Origin of the sequence: uncultured Algoriphagus sp. (assembly GCF_963974365.1) — a bacterium.
In the GTDB taxonomy this organism is placed as follows: Bacteria; Bacteroidota; Bacteroidia; order Cytophagales; family Cyclobacteriaceae; genus Algoriphagus.
Map to the genome: position 1 here is coordinate 362,351 of NZ_CAXBBX010000002.1, position 15,513 is coordinate 377,863.

At 40.0% G+C, this 15,513-nt stretch carries 13 protein-coding genes; 4 read left to right on the forward strand and 9 right to left on the reverse strand.

Annotated features, from left to right (window positions below; translation table 11 throughout):
- Window positions 1-80: 80 nt before the first annotated feature.
- Both rmuC and AACZ87_RS04100 read right to left on the reverse strand, forming a co-directional pair.
- The gene (rmuC, locus tag AACZ87_RS04095) at window positions 81-1,325 is read right to left on the reverse strand and encodes a DNA recombination protein RmuC (RefSeq protein ID WP_339865124.1); all 1,245 of its coding nucleotides are present in this window, start codon (window positions 1,323-1,325) and stop codon (window positions 81-83) included.
- A complete protein-coding gene (locus AACZ87_RS04100) occupies window positions 1,315-2,322 on the reverse strand; it encodes an alpha/beta hydrolase (protein ID WP_339865126.1) in 1,008 nt (335 codons plus the stop codon). The genes rmuC and AACZ87_RS04100 overlap by 11 nt, the downstream gene beginning before the upstream one ends.
- Before the next feature lie 94 nt (window positions 2,323-2,416).
- Between AACZ87_RS04100 and AACZ87_RS04105 the strand changes: the two genes are divergently transcribed.
- From AACZ87_RS04105 to AACZ87_RS04115, 3 genes are all read left to right on the forward strand, one after another.
- On the forward strand, window positions 2,417-3,646 hold the full coding sequence (locus AACZ87_RS04105; RefSeq protein WP_339865128.1) for an Nramp family divalent metal transporter: 1,230 nt from the start codon (window positions 2,417-2,419) through the stop codon (window positions 3,644-3,646).
- 433 nt (window positions 3,647-4,079) lie between these two features.
- Window positions 4,080-6,119: a hypothetical protein gene (locus AACZ87_RS04110; RefSeq protein ID WP_339865130.1), complete on the forward strand. Its 2,040-nt coding sequence runs from the start codon at window positions 4,080-4,082 to the stop codon at window positions 6,117-6,119.
- A gap of 9 nt (window positions 6,120-6,128) precedes the next feature.
- Window positions 6,129-7,016, forward strand: a complete 888-nt coding sequence (locus AACZ87_RS04115; protein WP_339865132.1) for a hypothetical protein — start codon at window positions 6,129-6,131, stop codon at window positions 7,014-7,016.
- 21 nt (window positions 7,017-7,037) lie between these two features.
- On the opposite strand, the gene AACZ87_RS04120 is transcribed toward AACZ87_RS04115, so the two are convergent.
- Together AACZ87_RS04120 and AACZ87_RS04125 are read right to left on the reverse strand one after the other, a co-directional pair.
- The gene (locus AACZ87_RS04120; protein ID WP_339865134.1) at window positions 7,038-7,586 is read right to left on the reverse strand and encodes a GNAT family protein; all 549 of its coding nucleotides are present in this window, start codon (window positions 7,584-7,586) and stop codon (window positions 7,038-7,040) included.
- Entirely contained in the window at window positions 7,586-8,710 is a 1,125-nt protein-coding gene (locus tag AACZ87_RS04125; RefSeq protein ID WP_339865136.1) for a histidinol-phosphate transaminase, read from the reverse strand. Before AACZ87_RS04125 ends, AACZ87_RS04120 begins: the two co-directional genes overlap by 1 nt.
- 198 nt (window positions 8,711-8,908) lie before the next feature.
- Here AACZ87_RS04125 and AACZ87_RS04130 point away from each other — a divergent pair, with 198 nt between their 5' ends.
- The gene (locus AACZ87_RS04130; protein ID WP_339865138.1) at window positions 8,909-9,700 is read left to right on the forward strand and encodes a hypothetical protein; all 792 of its coding nucleotides are present in this window, start codon (window positions 8,909-8,911) and stop codon (window positions 9,698-9,700) included.
- A 76-nt stretch (window positions 9,701-9,776) separates the two neighbouring features.
- Here AACZ87_RS04130 and AACZ87_RS04135 read toward each other — a convergent pair whose 3' ends face one another.
- The 5 genes from AACZ87_RS04135 to AACZ87_RS04155 all read right to left on the reverse strand — a co-directional run bounded on the left by AACZ87_RS04135 (window position 9,777) and on the right by AACZ87_RS04155 (window position 15,485).
- Window positions 9,777-10,967, reverse strand: coding sequence for an MFS transporter (locus AACZ87_RS04135; protein WP_339865139.1), 1,191 nt, complete (start codon window positions 10,965-10,967; stop codon window positions 9,777-9,779).
- Window positions 10,964-11,983: an L-glyceraldehyde 3-phosphate reductase gene (gene mgrA, locus AACZ87_RS04140; protein WP_339865141.1), complete on the reverse strand. Its 1,020-nt coding sequence runs from the start codon at window positions 11,981-11,983 to the stop codon at window positions 10,964-10,966. Before mgrA ends, AACZ87_RS04135 begins: the two co-directional genes overlap by 4 nt.
- A gap of 22 nt (window positions 11,984-12,005) precedes the next feature.
- Window positions 12,006-13,340, reverse strand: a complete 1,335-nt coding sequence (locus tag AACZ87_RS04145) for a Na+/H+ antiporter NhaC family protein (protein ID WP_339865143.1) — start codon at window positions 13,338-13,340, stop codon at window positions 12,006-12,008.
- A complete protein-coding gene (locus AACZ87_RS04150) occupies window positions 13,337-14,458 on the reverse strand; it encodes a serine hydrolase domain-containing protein (RefSeq protein ID WP_339865145.1) in 1,122 nt (373 codons plus the stop codon). Before AACZ87_RS04150 ends, AACZ87_RS04145 begins: the two co-directional genes overlap by 4 nt.
- Window positions 14,459-14,552: 94 nt before the next feature.
- Window positions 14,553-15,485: a DUF5996 family protein gene (locus AACZ87_RS04155; protein WP_339865147.1), complete on the reverse strand. Its 933-nt coding sequence runs from the start codon at window positions 15,483-15,485 to the stop codon at window positions 14,553-14,555.
- Window positions 15,486-15,513: the final 28 nt, after the last annotated feature.

Here is a 15,513-nt window from a genome sequence, read left to right on the forward strand (position 1 = left end):
TACAGGCCAAAGTAACAAAGGTAACTTTGAAAAATTCAATTTTAGGAAGGTTTTTTCAGCTTTAAAACCAGCTCCCTCTCCTATTCATCCAATAGCTTGGTAGTCTCAGAATCCGGCATTTCTTGGATATCCTTCAGTTTCCGTTGGATCACCCGAGTTCTTGCTCCTACCAATTTATCCAGTTCAGAATTTGCTTCTGAAAGCTTCTTTTGTGTCTTTTCTATCAGCTCACCAAACTTCCCAAATTCAGTCTTCACAGCTCCCAAAATCTGCCATACTTCTGAGCTTCTCTTTTGAATTGCAAGTGTTCTAAAGCCCATTTGAAGGCTATTCAGGATAGCTGAAAGCGTGGTTGGACCTGTTACCAGCACTTTATAGTCTTGCTGAATCTGCTGGGAAAGTCCAGGTTCGCGAAGGATCTCAGCATAAAGGCTTTCTACAGGTAGAAAAAGTATGGCAAAATCCGTGGTATGGGGGGCATTTATGTATTTATTTTGGATATCCTGAGCTGCTTTTTTCACCGCTTTGAACAACTCATTTCTGTTCATTTCGATCTCAGGCTTTGACGCAAGTTCATAGGCATCCACTAATCTTAAATAAGATTCCTGAGGAAACTTAGAGTCAATCGGCAATAATACAGGCTCATGTTGACCAGGCATTTTCACAGCAAATTCCACTCGCTCTCGATTTCCCTTTCCTACTTCGGCATTTAGCACATACTGATCAGGAGAAAGCAGATTTTCCAAAATTGCCTGAAGTTGGTATTCTCCAAGTACTCCTCGACTTTTCACATTTGTCAGAACTCGCTTAAGATCTCCAACTCCCGTTGCTAGATTCTGCATTTCGCCCAAACCTTTTTGCACTGCCTGAAGCTGGTTACTAACCATTTCAAACGATTGGCCAAGGCGCGTTTCTAGCGTTTTTTGAAGCTTTTCATCGACTGTCTCACGGATTTTTTCCAACCTCAATTCAGTAGTCTTCATAAGATCTTCCTGTCTACGATTGAGCTCCGAAAACTTCTCACGCTGCAGCGTATTGAAATCCTGTACATTCTGTCGAAATACCTCCCCAAAGGTTTTCAACGCTTCATTTTGATCTTTTGAGTTGGCTCTAATGCTATTGAAAACCAGTTGGAATTGATTCGTCAGATTTTCATTGGCTTCCTTGCGGGATTGAGACAAAGCTGATTCCAGCTCCTTACTCATTCGGGCCAATTCCAGTTGCAGAAAAGCTTTTTCCTGGTCATTTCCTTTTTTCAAGAAAAACAAGACCAGTAAAATCACCTGCAAAAAGGCAATAGCTATTAAAATATAATCAGTCGGCATAAGTGATCATTTGAGGTGCATGAAAGTAATCCTTTCGAACTTCCACCCCTAAGAACGAGAGATATTTAGCGACAGATTCCGTCGGTATTTCTTCCATTGGAACATGACCAGCATGATCAAAAACCACCAATTTAGCGTCTGGGATCAACTTTTCGAGCGCATAAGCCCTATCCACTGGAATCCAGGAATCCTCTTTTCCCCACATAATCAAAGTAGGCATAGTCAGCCGATCAAAGTCAATTCTTGATTCCCTTGGAGCGCCCAATCGATCCAACGTTGCCTTTCGATTCCCTTTTCGTAGCATCAGTTCATAATATCGGTTTACTGTCTCATCAGTGATTTTTTGATCATCTGAGTAGACTTGTCTCATATTCATTGAGAACAAAAACTTCGGAGTACATTTAAGAAGAATTGATGAAAAAACTGGGCTTTCAGCAAGTTTGAAAATCCAAGCTTTGTCTTGGTTAGAATCTTTTGCATTAAAAGAATTCAAATTTTGCGGAGCGCCTGCTGCATCAATCAGATTTAGAGAAATGACCTTATCAGGACGCGTAGAGGCTATCTGCATCGCTACAGCTCCTCCCATTGAGTTTCCCGCCAGATGAAAATGATCCAAATTTAGCTTCTCGGATAACTGGAGTACGAGCTGGGAGTAGTCTGTCAAACTATAGCGCTTGAGTTCATCAGGACCAGTCAATCCATGTCCAGGAAAATCGAGGGAAATAGTCAGAAAATAGGGACTCAACTCCTGTTGCCAGACATCCCAAGTATAAAGTGAAGAGAAACTGCCATGCAAAAGAAAAACAGGATCACCTTCCCCCATAATCCTCACATGAACATTGATGCCATCTACCTCTATAAAGTGCGATTGAGGGGTAGCGTATTTTTGTTCAATCTCTTCAGGTGCGATATCGGATCTAAAAAGCAACAGTAAAAAGAAAACACAAGCCAAACCAATAACCGCTAATACTTTCAAAATTCGTTTGATCCAATGCATAAAATTGGCTTTTTTGAGTTTGTGTAAAATCCAGCCTGAAAGGAAAAAGTACAAAATTCTGCTCTAATCTCTAGCTTGGCATAAAAGATAACCCTTGAATCATAACTCAGTTTTCAAAAACCTAGGCCCAGGCCCGATCATAGCCGCCGCATTTATCGGTCCAGGTACAGTGACAGTCTGCACCCTAGCAGGAGTCAATTTTGGTTTTTCGCTACTATGGGCTTTGGGCATCTCGGTGATATCAACCATTTTACTTCAGGAGATTTCAGGCAGATTAGGTTTGATTACTGGCAAAGACTTGAGTCAGTTGATTAGAGATCAGAAAGGAAATCCAGTTCTACGATATTTTTCCATGGGATTGGTACTTGTAGCAATTGGATTAGGAAATGCCGCTTACGAATCCGGTAATATTTCTGGAACTAACCTAGGCCTTCAGGTATTTTGGGACGCCCCTACGCTAAGCTTGGCTGGAATGGAAGTTCTGTTAGGTAATCTAACCCTCGGGATTCTCGCATTCACTTTACTTTGGTTAGGCAATTACAAAGCACTTGAAAAAGTATTGGTCGGATTGGTGATTTTTATGTCAATTGCTTTTACAGCGACTGCCATCCTCACAAAACCAGATTGGTCCGCGGTCTTTGCTGGTTTTATCCCAAGTTGGAATGATGCAAACTTACCTACCCTAGTCGCCTTAATCGGCACTACTGTTGTCCCTTACAATTTATTTCTCTACGCTAGTTTGGCGAAAAATCGATGGTCAGGCGCTGATGGGATTCCTTGGATGCGAAGAGATATTGTGATTTCCATAGTCTTTGGAGGAATCGTCTCCATGGCGATTTTGATGGTAGGAGCTGCAAATGTCAGCACCGAAATCAATAGCGCATTAGATGTTAGTAAGGGATTAGAAGGAGTTTTTGGAAGCTTCGCCAAATACATGATGGGCTTTGGATTGATGGCGGCTGGGCTTACCTCAAGTATCACCGCTCCGCTTGCAGCTGGATTGGTCATCTGTGGAATACTGGGATGGGATCAGGATATTCGCTCAAAACAAATGAGAGCCTCTATGGGAGTAATTATGGGACTAGGTTTAGTTTTCGCTTCCTTAGGGATCAAACCTATTCAGTTGATCACGCTTGCTCAGTTGGCAAATGGAGTTTTGCTTCCACTCATCAGTGGTTGGATTATTTGGGTTGCTTCACAAAAAACCATTTTAGGAGACTTCCGCAATAAAACTGGACATACAATTCTTGCAGTCTTGATTTGGTTGGTAACCGTAGTTTTAGGATTGAAAAGTGTGTTGGCTGTGCTTGGAATAAGTTTATAAGTATAACTTCTGTATGAACCATTTTATATCTTTTTTATGACTATACGGAATCTTGGAACTAACCACCTTATATTCTTTAAGTACCTCGGTTAGCTCGATTTACTGGGAAATTAATTCTCACCTCCTTCTCACAAACAATTTTCGGTGGCCGAGCCTGTCCGGCGACAGATGGGCTTGCCGAGGCCATTTGGCAAAACACATATTATTGGCAATGAAGCCTATAATCACATTTTTTTTCGAAGAATCTTATCTAAATCTGTTTGGCCTGAATTCTATTTATTAAAAACCCAATAGGCATTTTGCGCAAATTTTTAATCTTGAAATTGCTTGATTCAATAATTTCAGAAGCGTGATTTCCTGTTTTTAAAATGATGACAATCTAGATTTGTCCTATTATTTAATTTCAATTTTTACTAGTTAAACTTTTATTACAATGGGAAATCTTAATGATACTCAACTAAAAAAATTACAATCCAGTCGTAGCTTAAAGACTAGATTTCAGGCCATGCAAGTGATGCAGGTAGACAGAAAAAACCTTTCACAAGTACTGAAAGGTAGCGAGGATAAGAGTGCATCAGATCTAGACTTAACGTCTAAAACTATTTTACTAAGGAGCCAGCAAGGCGATTTTGAAGAAGCGTTTGAATTGGCTTCTTGGTCTTCCAAAGCAAAACCTGCATCCAGAAAAGTAGTTGTCAAAAGTTTTATCAAGAATAAGCAGGCTCCACTTTTAGTACACCAGATAGCCCGAATGAAAAGATCCGAGGCCGGAGATTTGATGAAAGATTACTTCGGTGAAGGCGGAGATCTCAAAGACGTGGCTGAGTGGCTAAGTGCAGCTGGAAAAATCCTAAAAACAGGTGTTGTACCTGATGATACCGATGGACTTTGGGGCTGGATCAAAGATACGGCTGGCAAGGTAGTAGATGCTGTAGTTGGAGCTATCAATACTGTCGCAGATGCCATAGCAGCGGCTGGCAAAAATCTAGCGGATGCGGTATCTAAAGTGTTGAGCTGGACCCAGTCCAAAATCGATGATTTTGTAGAAGCAGTTTTGGCTGCTGGCAAATCCATCTCACAACTTTTATCCGAAGCAGTTAAAAAAGGAGCTGCTGCAGTAAAGAAATTTGTTCAGGCAATTATTGAAGCAGGCAAGAAAGCCTTGGATATATTAAACTGGGCCATTAGCCAAGTAGAAAGTATGCTCAAAGAAGTGCTGAAAAAGTTGGAGGAACTTTTGGGTTCATTCACTTCTCTTTTGCTTGAAATTACAAAAATGGCTGCTTCCAAATTAACCGCAATTGTGAGAGCATTAGTAAGTGCCGGCAAAAGGGTGGTAGATTTTGTCTCACGATTAAATCGCTTTGCACTTGATTTTGGGAAAAGATTGGTACAAGAATTAAAGAAATTAGGCAAAACAGTACGAGAAATTATGCTGGCAGTGATCAATCGAACTCGTGGAATGATCCGAGTTGTAATCCAGGCGCTTAAGGAATTAGGCACTACCGTTTTCAGCATGTTGAAAGAAGTAATTTCGCGAACCTCACAACAACTTTCTGCTTTTATTGGTGCTTTGAAAGACATGGCTATTTCCCTGAGTGCCATAATCAATGACATTGCCAGATTTGTAGCTGCTGAAGCCCGGAAATTAATGCAAGCCTTACGGGTAATTTGGACTAGAATCAAAGATATTTTGGAAGTCATTGCTCAGAAATCTGTCTCTGTAATCCGAACGCTAATCACAGCTCTTGTAGGAACGGTCAATCATTGGAGAGAAGTTTTGAAGGAAATTCTGACTAATGTTCGTGATGCATTTAGAGAAGGTCTGATTAAAGGTTTGATAGAAATTGGTAAATCAGCTGTTATGTTAATGATCGAAGCAACCAAATTGGGAGCTTCCATAGCAGCTGTTACTTTTGCGATTTTGATGGACATTTTTGGTTCGCATCGTGGTCTTAATGCCGTCGAGCGAGCAGAGGCTGAGAAGATTTTTGGAAACTCTATTGATCTGAACCGCGTGAAGCTGACTGATGCTAGTCTTGCGGCAGATTTGATCATGTGGATGAACAAAAACCGTCCGTTTACTACGATGTATGTGATCAACCATAAATCAGGCGCCACGCTATCAATGGCAACCCTAATCCACGAACTAACTCACGTGTGGCAGGCAGTTACTTCCGGCGGAGTCTACATGATCGAGGCGTTACATTCTCAGTTCTTCGGAAAAGCTTACAATCTCTCAGAAGATGACTTGAAAAAAGCTAATGGTAAGCTGCTGAACTTAGAAAGAGAGCAGCAGGCTGTTGTAGTGGAAGAGTATTGGAAAGCCGAATTCGACCAGCAAAGAACAAAAATCCCAGTAGAGCTACTTCGCCCATTTGCAAAGCAAGTATACAAAGGCAAGTTTGTCATCAATAAATTCGCTCTAAAGGATTTGCAGCTTTCCTCTAAACTGATTTTTGCTACTAATTGATTTTTGGAAGTGAATAAAGCAATTGTTTTACCAGGTGCATGGTCAGAGCAAGCTGAGAATTTTATGGCAAGGTTGAATGAGATTCAGCCTTGTTTTTTCTCTATTGCAATACCTTGTGGATCATACGAAGACTCACCTTCTTTTTTGAAATTGCAATCTAAATTGCTAGCACAATCGGGCGCTCAGTCTGCATTAATAGTAGTGCCAAAATCCTGGGCAAAAGTTGAATTCATGAAGCATTGGCAAACCGTCATATGCAATGACTCCAATGATCCAGTAATTTGCTCGCTATTCTTTGCTGATGAATGGCATGAGGTTGAAACTCTATTACAGGAGTTTTTGGAAGAGAAAGTAGATAAATCCCCTAAGACTCATCTTACCTGTCAATACCAACCTCCTTACACGACTACGCTAAAACTATGGGCAGATGCAGGAGCTGAAGAATATCATCCTGGAGATTATTTCAAATCTGAAATTCTAAATGCAATAGCTATAATGACCGGAAACTGGGTCTATTGGGGACATGGAGGGGGAAGTTATCTCAGAGGATATGGCCATTTAGAAAAAGTTGAATTATTACTCTACGCGCCTAAAAACCCGTTAAATGCAACACTTTGGTTTACCTGCTCTACATTAGACGCTGCTGTACCTGAGAATATTGCTTTGAGCTGGTATCTAAGTGGTGCAACTAAATGTCTTTTGGCAAGTCCAGATAAGGTGAAAACTGATGCGAATGTTGCCTTGTCCAAAGCTTGGCTAGCTGAAGCTCAATCAAAACAAGGAATCTGTGTAGCTGAAATACTTTTGAAGCTCATTAAGCAGAATTCCAAAGAAATTAATGAAGTATTAACACAATACTACCTCATTGGAAACCCTTGGGTGTGTGCCGGAATTTAGACCTCAGTTTGGGTAGAATTGTTACTTCTTTAATTCTTTCCACTCACTGTCCAAAACACTGTAATAAATCGTATCTCGTCTTCTGCCATGCGTAAGTAGTGTATGACTTCTCAGAACTCCTTCTTCTACTGCACCAGCCTTCAGTAGTGCAGTTCTTGCTGGCATATTCAGCACATCTGTTTTAATCTCCACTCGTTTCAGTTTTAATTTTTCGAAGCAATACTCAAACATCAGTGATTTCATCATTTGGTTGACACCTGAACCGTGAAATTCCCTTCCGAGCCAAGTCCAGCCTATTTCTATGCGCTCATCTCTCTCCGAATAATTTCCAAATGCAGTGCTTCCTACCGCTTTATTAATTCGCTTATCCCAAACTATGAATTGCAAACGCTGACCTGCAAAAGCTGGTTTTACCCATTCTTCAAATTCACCCGGGACACTTAGATCATAAGTGAAATAGATCCAAAGTGAAGGATCATTTGCCAAGGAAATTAAACTAGGAAAATCCTGCTCAGAAATAGGTCTAAGAAGGATTTTTTCATTTTCTAAAATCAAATTCTGATCTAACATCAACCTAATATTTCTTGGATTGCTTTATTGTAAAGAGCTACTTCTTCTATGGTTCCGGTAGATATTCTGCACCAATCATTCAAAGGCTCAAAAGGTCTACCCACTATAAATCCTTTAGCCAACATAGTTTTATTAAATTCTTTGATATCTCTGCCTGATTGAAAAAAAATGAAATTCGCATGTGAATTCAAATAGGGTAATTTCAAGTCATCAAGCGTTTTAGTCAACATGGCCTTTGCCTCTTTGGTCTTTTGCAATGAAAACTGATAGAATTCCTTGTCCTTAAGTGCAGCTTTACTGGCCTCGATTGCCATTATATTCGTATTGGCGACGACGCGGTCTGAAAGGAGATTGGCTAATTCTGGCCTTGCAATCAAATACCCCATTCTAACTCCTGCAAGCCCATAGACTTTGGAAAATGTTCTGGATACGATAACATCATACCCTAGCTTCACCAGCTCAACCATAGAAGGATAATTCGGCTCAGTGATGTAATCGTAATATGCTTCATCAGAGAAGACCACGGCTTGTTTACTAACAGTTTTACAAAAATCAAACACCTGATCTGCAGGAAGCAGTTTGCCAGTAGGATTATTTGGATTACATAGAAAAACCATCTTGGTTTTATAGGAAACGCGTTTTTCAATTTCCTCCAAGTCAAAATCTAAGTCTTTATTCAGAGGAACCCAATTGATCCCTGTATTCCAAAGCTCGGCATAGCTCATCATCGTAAGAAATGTAGGCGTGCAGGATATTATCTCTCCACCACCTCCAAAAGTGATTCCAGCTATCTTCAACCCTTCTGTCGATCCTGCTACAAGAACTATATGATCTTCAGGCACTCCCTCCTTTTCAGCGATCATTTTAACCAACTCAGCATTGTATCCCCAAGGATAACGACAACCATTATCAAACCCATTGACCATCGCCTTTCGCATGGATTCGGACGGTCCATATGGGTTTTCATTGGATCCCATACGAATAGGTCCATCTATGGTCCGCGGATTAAACTTTCTAATTTCTTCGGCTGACAGCGAATTGACTATCCCTGTCGCCCCAAAAGCTGCTAAGCCACTTCCGATAGAAGCTTTTTTCAACCATGATCTTCTTGAAATTCCTGACATGATTTTTCTATTTGATTGTTAAAATAATAATGTTTTGCCTACCCTATTATTAAATTTTCATTCAATCTGTAATTCTATTAACTATAGCATATTTGGTAAAAATAGCATGCAATAAAATTATCTCTCTCAATTATGAATATCAACAAAATAATTTTTTAAATTATACAAAAGCGAAATTAACCCTAAACCCATATATAAATGAAAAAGCTATTACTTTTCCTCGTCTGCGGGTTGCTTTGGGTAAATAGTCTCAAAGCTCAGCAAACAGAGTACATGGTATTCGAATTTGTCAAGGTTGAAAACGATCAACTTTTTGATTATATCGAGTTTAAAGACCTGATGGAGAAAGTTTACAGGCAAGCGCTAAACGACAAAAGAATCAAAGGCTGGGATTTTTGGGCACTTCAGTCCGGTGGAGATCACTCGGACTTTCAGTACATCATGGTGACATACTATAATGATCCGGTACAAATGATGAATGGTCTGGATGAACAATCAATGATGGAATACACAAAAATTGCCTATCCACATTTGAACAGCATTCAGATCAGCAACTTATTCCAAGAATCGCTTTCTATGCGTGATATGCCGATGAGACTTTACATGAGACAAATCTCAGAAACCAATGATAATTTCCAGATGAAACCTGGAGTATTGGCTTCTTTTGACTTGATGAAAGCGCGGGAAGGAAACTTTGAAGTTTACGAAAAAGCTGAATCTGAGATTTTCAAGCCTATTCACCAAAAATTCGTGGAACAGGGATTGATGGGACATTGGAGCTTGTTGAGAACAGCTTTGCCTTTGGGTTCTGAGGCAAAATCTACTCACTTAACAATGAATGTTTACAAGGATTACATGCAGTTTTTCAATGCTCAATCCTATGAAGACATGAATCAGACAGCGGCACAACGAGAAGCTGTAAATGAAGGTCTAAACTCTAGGGACCAAAAATGGGTCTACCTAGCAACATTAGAAAACGTAGTTCGATAGTCCGGTTGAAAATTACGTGGAGAGGCTTTGAAAAAAGCCTCTTTTTTTGTGCCTTCCTTTCAATTTGCGATGGATTTCAAGCCATTTCTAAGCTAGCTTTTTTGTGATATACTCTAAAAAGCCCGACTCCCACCACAGGACCAACAAATAGCAGTGCCAATGTTTGATCAATTTCAATCCATTGTAGAAGAACTTGAGTAGCTTGAATACTTACTATTGAAAGCGCAAAGCCTATTGAATTAACCAATGTTAAAGCAGTCCCACGGTATTCCGAAGGCACACTTTGAGCGACTAGCGTAGAAAACTGCGGTGAGTCCGCCGTAATTAATATACCCCAAATCAATAGGAGTCCAATCCAAATCCAGCTTGGCATACCACCAACAAATAGCACCAATACACAGCAAACCCCAGAACCTACAAGCGCAAATTGCGCTACAAACCTACTTCCCTTTCTCTGAGCGATAATTCCCCCAACTGCACACGAAACTCCTCCTATGGCAATGACGAAAAATGAGAGTAAACTCACCTCAGAATCCATAATTTCACCCTGACTAAAATATAAAATCAATACAGGCACAAAAGCCCAGTAAGTATATAACTCCCACATATGCCCAAAATATCCAGAAGCAGCACTTTTCAACTCTCTGATTTTGGAGAGTTTGGGTAAAATCCCGATATCGAATTTAGCATTACGATTATGAAAAGGGCCAATGGGTACTATTAACCCTATTAAAAGCCCGCCCAATAAAGCTAATGCAGAAGTCAATCCAAGCACAAGCTTCCAAGACAAATTTAAATCCAAGCCTTTTAAAAGATGAGGAAAAGCAGTCCCCAAAACCAAAGCACCGACCAAGAAACCTAAAGCAGATCCTAGCCCTTTTTGAAAATAATCAGCCGCAATCTTCATTCCCACAGGATAGATTCCTGCCAGGAAAAAGCCTACCATAAACCTGCATGCTAAAACAGTACTTAATTGAAGTGGCAAAATGATAATCAATAAATTGAAAGTTGCCGCTAAAATGGAACTGATAAAAAAAACACGGCTTGGTGAAAATCGATCCGGAACTGAAAAAATTGCAAAAACCAAAGTGCCCAAAATAAAACCAAATTGAACGACCGAAGTGATGGTAGCCAAAATCTCAGTTCGTCCCAACAGAAAACTGATTTCCGGTGCTACAGCGTTACCTGCAAACCAAAGAGAAGTGCCCAAAAATTGAGCAATGATGATCAAAATCAGGGCACTTCTAGATGTTAGTTGAGAATTCAAGCTCCCAATATTCCTCTAATCGTTGTCACTTCTTCTTCACTGAAAATAGAATTTTTAACTGCTGCTACGTTATCATCCAACTGTTCAGGCTTAGACACCCCAACAAGTACAGAAGTAATACGTGGATCTTTCAGTAACCAAGCGATTGCCATTTGAGCAAGAGTTTGTCCCCGTCCAAGTGCTATGTCATTTAGTTTGGAAATCATATTAATCTTCTCTTCAGAAATCTGAGATGCATTCAGGTATCGCCCATCCTTGGCTGCACGGGAATCTTTTGGAATTCCTTTAAGGTATTTATCAGTAAGTAAACCTTGCTCCAAAGGAGAAAAAGCAATACTACCTACCCCTTTTTCGCCCAGTACTTCCATCAAACCATCTTCTACCCAGCGATCAATCATTGAATATCTAGGCTGATGAATCAAAAGTGGAGTTCCAAGTCTTTCCAAAATCTCATAAGCTCTTGCTGTATCTTCTGCAGAATATTGAGAAATACCCACATAAAGCGCCTTTCCTTGTCTTACCAAAAGGTCAAGTGCACCCATAGTTTCTTCAAGTGGCGTATCTGGATCCGGTCTATGGTGGTAGAAAATATCCACATAGTCCAAGCCCATGCGCTTCAAGCTTTGGTCGCAGCTTGCAACCAAATATTTTTTAGAGCCAAAGTTTCCATAGGGACCTGGCCACATATCCCAACCTGCTTTAGAAGAAATCACCAATTCATCTCTCAGTGATGAAAAGTCTTTTTTCATGATTCTACCGAAATTTTCCTCAGCAGATCCAAACGGAGGACCGTAATTATTTGCCAAATCAAAGTGACAAATCCCAAGATCAAATGCTCTTCGAAGAATGGAACGGCCAAGTGTAAAATCTGCATTATGTCCGAAATTATGCCACAGGCCTAGGCTGATTTCCGGTAATACTAAGCCACTATTTCCGCATCTTCGATACTTCATCTGATGATAGCGGTCTGCGGCAGGTTGGTAAGGTAAAAGTGGGGAATGATCGTTAATATCCATTATTTCAGGTTTGAGTGATTGATTAAGCGAACCAAAATAGAGCGATAAAAACTGAAATCAAACCTAACGCCATAAGAAGTAGCCAACTTTTCCATAAGTAGCTGATCCAGCCATTGTATTTAATTCCAGCTGCTGCTACCACAGCCATCATCCCTCCGTTTGTGGGCGCAATCAGATCCATCAATCCTGCTGGGTATTGATAGGTGAGAACAGCTAGTTGGCGGCTAACTCCCAACAAATCCATTAGTGGTACAGCGAGAGGTGTAGTCAAGACAGCCTGACCGGAAGTACTTGGAACAGGCAAATGGATGATCGCTTGGCTGAGATATAAACCCAACGCTGCAATTTGTGTCGGCATAGTTTCCAGCGGCTGAAACATACCTTGAATAATAGGATCAATGATCGATGTATTCTGCAAAATTAAATACACACTTCGTGCTAATCCTACTATGACTCCAGCAAAGATCATTTCCCCAAAACCCTCTGTATACGCTCTTGCAGTACCGTTGATTCCCATTTTGCCAACCAGTCCACAACTTATCCCAACTATAAAAAACAAAGCACTCATTTCATTATAGCCCCAATCTTTGTAGACAATCCCCCATGCCATTGCGACTACACCTCCAAAAGCCAAAAAGAGAATCAATGAATGTTGTAAGGATATTTTTGAAGGTTTTAATTCAACAGCCTCTGCGGAGGGTGTTTTGAGTTTGCCAAACTTGATGTGATAACCACACCAAATCGAAATTGCTAAAATGAGGAAAACCATTCGATAGGCAAAACCCTCATTGAGATCAAGTTCAGCGATGGTTTGGGAAAGTAAAGAACCAAATGGATTGACTGGAGAAAAACTAGCTCCAACTAACGCTGAGCCCAGTGCTATTGCAACTATTGCCCGTATATCATAATTGATTTTTTTAGCCAGAAGAACTAAAATTGGGGCTAAAGCAATGAGTTCCTCCTGCATTGCAATGGTTGCTCCACAAAAGGCAAAAATTAACCCAATGATATAAAGTAAAAGATATTGCCTATTCCTGAATTTATAAATCAAAGACGCGATGCCTTCCTGAAGTGCTCCAGTTTTTTCTATAACATAAAAAGCGCCCCCAATAAGCAAGATTAAGACTACAACATCAGCACCTAGGATGATTCCTTCAGGTATAGAAAGGGCGATATCGTAAATACTCGCATTGCGATCAGCTATCCTATGAAAACTCCCTGGAACAATTATTTCTCTTCCAGACTCCAGATCTAAAACTCGTTCATAGCTTCCCGATTGAATAAAGTAGCTTGATAATGCTGCTAGAATAATAAAACCTAGGAGAATGATGATAGGGTGTGGAAAAGATAGTTTCATGGAGAAATGTAAGAGATGACTTGATTCGCGATTTCAATTCTGAAATCCGATGTATCACGAGCGTTAGAGAATAAAAAAATGGCTGTTTTTGCATCTTTAGAAAAAAACAAAAGACTGGAATAACCAGCTTGGCCTCCAAAATGCCCTATCCATTCTCTTCCATTAATTTGAGTTTTCTGAAAGCCTAAGGGGGTATCTCTGCCTTCAATAGTAAGCCATTTCAGCGCTTTTTGATGTGCTCCATTGTCCCCGCGAAGTAATTGAACCAAAGCCAAACTCATGTCTTTTGTAGTAGTCAGTAAACCCGAAGATGGAGAAGGAAGTATTGGGAATCTCATTCGTTTGGCCACAATTCTTTTCCAGAGAAAAGTTCGCTGATAGCCTGTAAGTCCATTTTCATCTATTGGCCAAGTAGAAATAAACTTGGAATTAAACATTCCTGAAGGCATTAAAACTTCTTCCTGAAGCACTGAATCAAAGTCAATTCCAGCCGACTGACTCAAAAACAGACCTAACAAATCATAATTCGCATCGGCATAATTATAGGCTTTAGAACCTTTTTGATAGTCATGTGCATTTGTTATGAACTCATCTCCCCACTCTTGCAACGATTGAAGTTTTGAAGAAGAAAAAATCTCCTCAGAAAAATTCTTGTCTCGGATACCAGTTTGATGGGATAAAAAATCTTGAATCCTTAGTGTAACTAATGAAGGTGATTTGAGATTATTGGAAAGTCCCAGCGCATACAAATTATCTTCTGGAAGTAACTCCAACTTCTGGAAAACATTTGCCAGCGCTAATGCTGTAAACAGTTTTGAGACTGAGGCTACCAAGATTTGACTTTCGATAGTTAAAGAGTCTTTAGTCTCCAAATTTTTAAAACCAAACGCATTCAGGTAAGAAACCTTGCCATTCTTCACTACAGCTAGAGATATCCCTGGCAAAAGGTAAGTGGCCATGGACTGGTTCAGTATTGAATCAATTCCATCATTCTCAGAAGAAACCTGTAATGCAGGCTTAAAAACATGTTTGGGGAAGCTATACCACCATTCCCATGAAATGAACAGCGCAACCCAGAAAACCAAAACAGCCAATATAATTTTGATTTTCTTGCTCATAGAAAAAATTATTTTTTTCAGTTTAGACTAAATACGTACACAGTTTACAATCCTCTATCTTACTTTCTAAAAGAGAATTTCTGCCTTTTTTAACCTATTTATCCATGTGTGAAAAATCACAATCAAGATCTTCACGGTTCCAATTCCCACATTTAGCAGCAGCTTCGTAGGTACTCTGCAAAAATTCAAGAAGCATCATAGTCGGGTCGGCAGACTTCTGTACATCTTCGTAGGTCAGCATAAACTCACCCATGTCGTTGTTCCAATACGCTTTCTCAGGAGATATTTTAGCATCCTTGAAGTCATCATAATTTGGATAACTGTATGCGTAGAAAACCGGAGTTTTGAAGGCTTCGCTACCTGGCCAAAATCCAACGCTAAACACTTCATGTGAATACGCTTCCTGCATGACGGAAGCAGGAATATTTGGAACCTGACCTTTAAATTCCGGTGCTTTATTTCCTGAAAAACGTGTATAAGCTAAATCAAAAGATCCCCAGAAGAAATGAATAGGGCTATTTTTCCCGGTGAATTTCGTTCTAAAAAAGCCAAAAACGTTCTGAATATGTACCAACACTTTCCAAAGACTTTGGGCCGTATTTGCCTGGTACATGATTCTTTTCTTGTTTTTGGGAAATGGAATTGGATCAGGAATTTCATTTGGACTCTCGTGGATTTTCACATCTATCCCCAAAAACTTCAATTTCTCCATCAACTGCTCATAGAAACTAGCAACAGTCTGTCCTCCAAGAGCAAAGCGATCACGAGTGCCATTACTGGTCTTCAGCCTCAACTCATGATGAATGAAATCAAACTTAATTTCAAACACGCCAACTTCATAAGGAATATTCCCCGTTGTCAATCCTTGCGCATCAACATATAAGGAAACATGCCAGGAATGATTTTGCCATGGAGATTTTTTCAGCCTTACCTTCCCTACAATCTGAGTCCACTGATGCAGCAAATAAATGGTATCTTTATTTTCCTCAAATTGAAATATCGGCCAAGAATTCTTTTTAGGTGCCATAGGTAAAAGTTTATCCTTCAATTTATAG

Coding starts and splice junctions, on each gene's coding strand:
- AACZ87_RS04100 (WP_339865126.1), bottom strand. CDS start 2,322: ATGCATTGGATCAAACGAATTTTGAAAGTATTAGCGGTTATTGGTTTG.
- AACZ87_RS04155 (WP_339865147.1), bottom strand. CDS start 15,485: ATGGCACCTAAAAAGAATTCTTGGCCGATATTTCAATTTGAGGAAAAT.
- AACZ87_RS04130 (WP_339865138.1), top strand. CDS start 8,909: ATGAAAAAGCTATTACTTTTCCTCGTCTGCGGGTTGCTTTGGGTAAAT.
- mgrA (WP_339865141.1), bottom strand. CDS start 11,983: ATGGATATTAACGATCATTCCCCACTTTTACCTTACCAACCTGCCGCA.
- AACZ87_RS04145 (WP_339865143.1), bottom strand. CDS start 13,340: ATGAAACTATCTTTTCCACACCCTATCATCATTCTCCTAGGTTTTATT.
- AACZ87_RS04150 (WP_339865145.1), bottom strand. CDS start 14,458: ATGAGCAAGAAAATCAAAATTATATTGGCTGTTTTGGTTTTCTGGGTT.
- AACZ87_RS04110 (WP_339865130.1), top strand. CDS start 4,080: ATGGGAAATCTTAATGATACTCAACTAAAAAAATTACAATCCAGTCGT.
- rmuC (WP_339865124.1), bottom strand. CDS start 1,325: ATGCCGACTGATTATATTTTAATAGCTATTGCCTTTTTGCAGGTGATT.
- AACZ87_RS04120 (WP_339865134.1), bottom strand. CDS start 7,586: ATGTTAGATCAGAATTTGATTTTAGAAAATGAAAAAATCCTTCTTAGA.
- AACZ87_RS04125 (WP_339865136.1), bottom strand. CDS start 8,710: ATGTCAGGAATTTCAAGAAGATCATGGTTGAAAAAAGCTTCTATCGGA.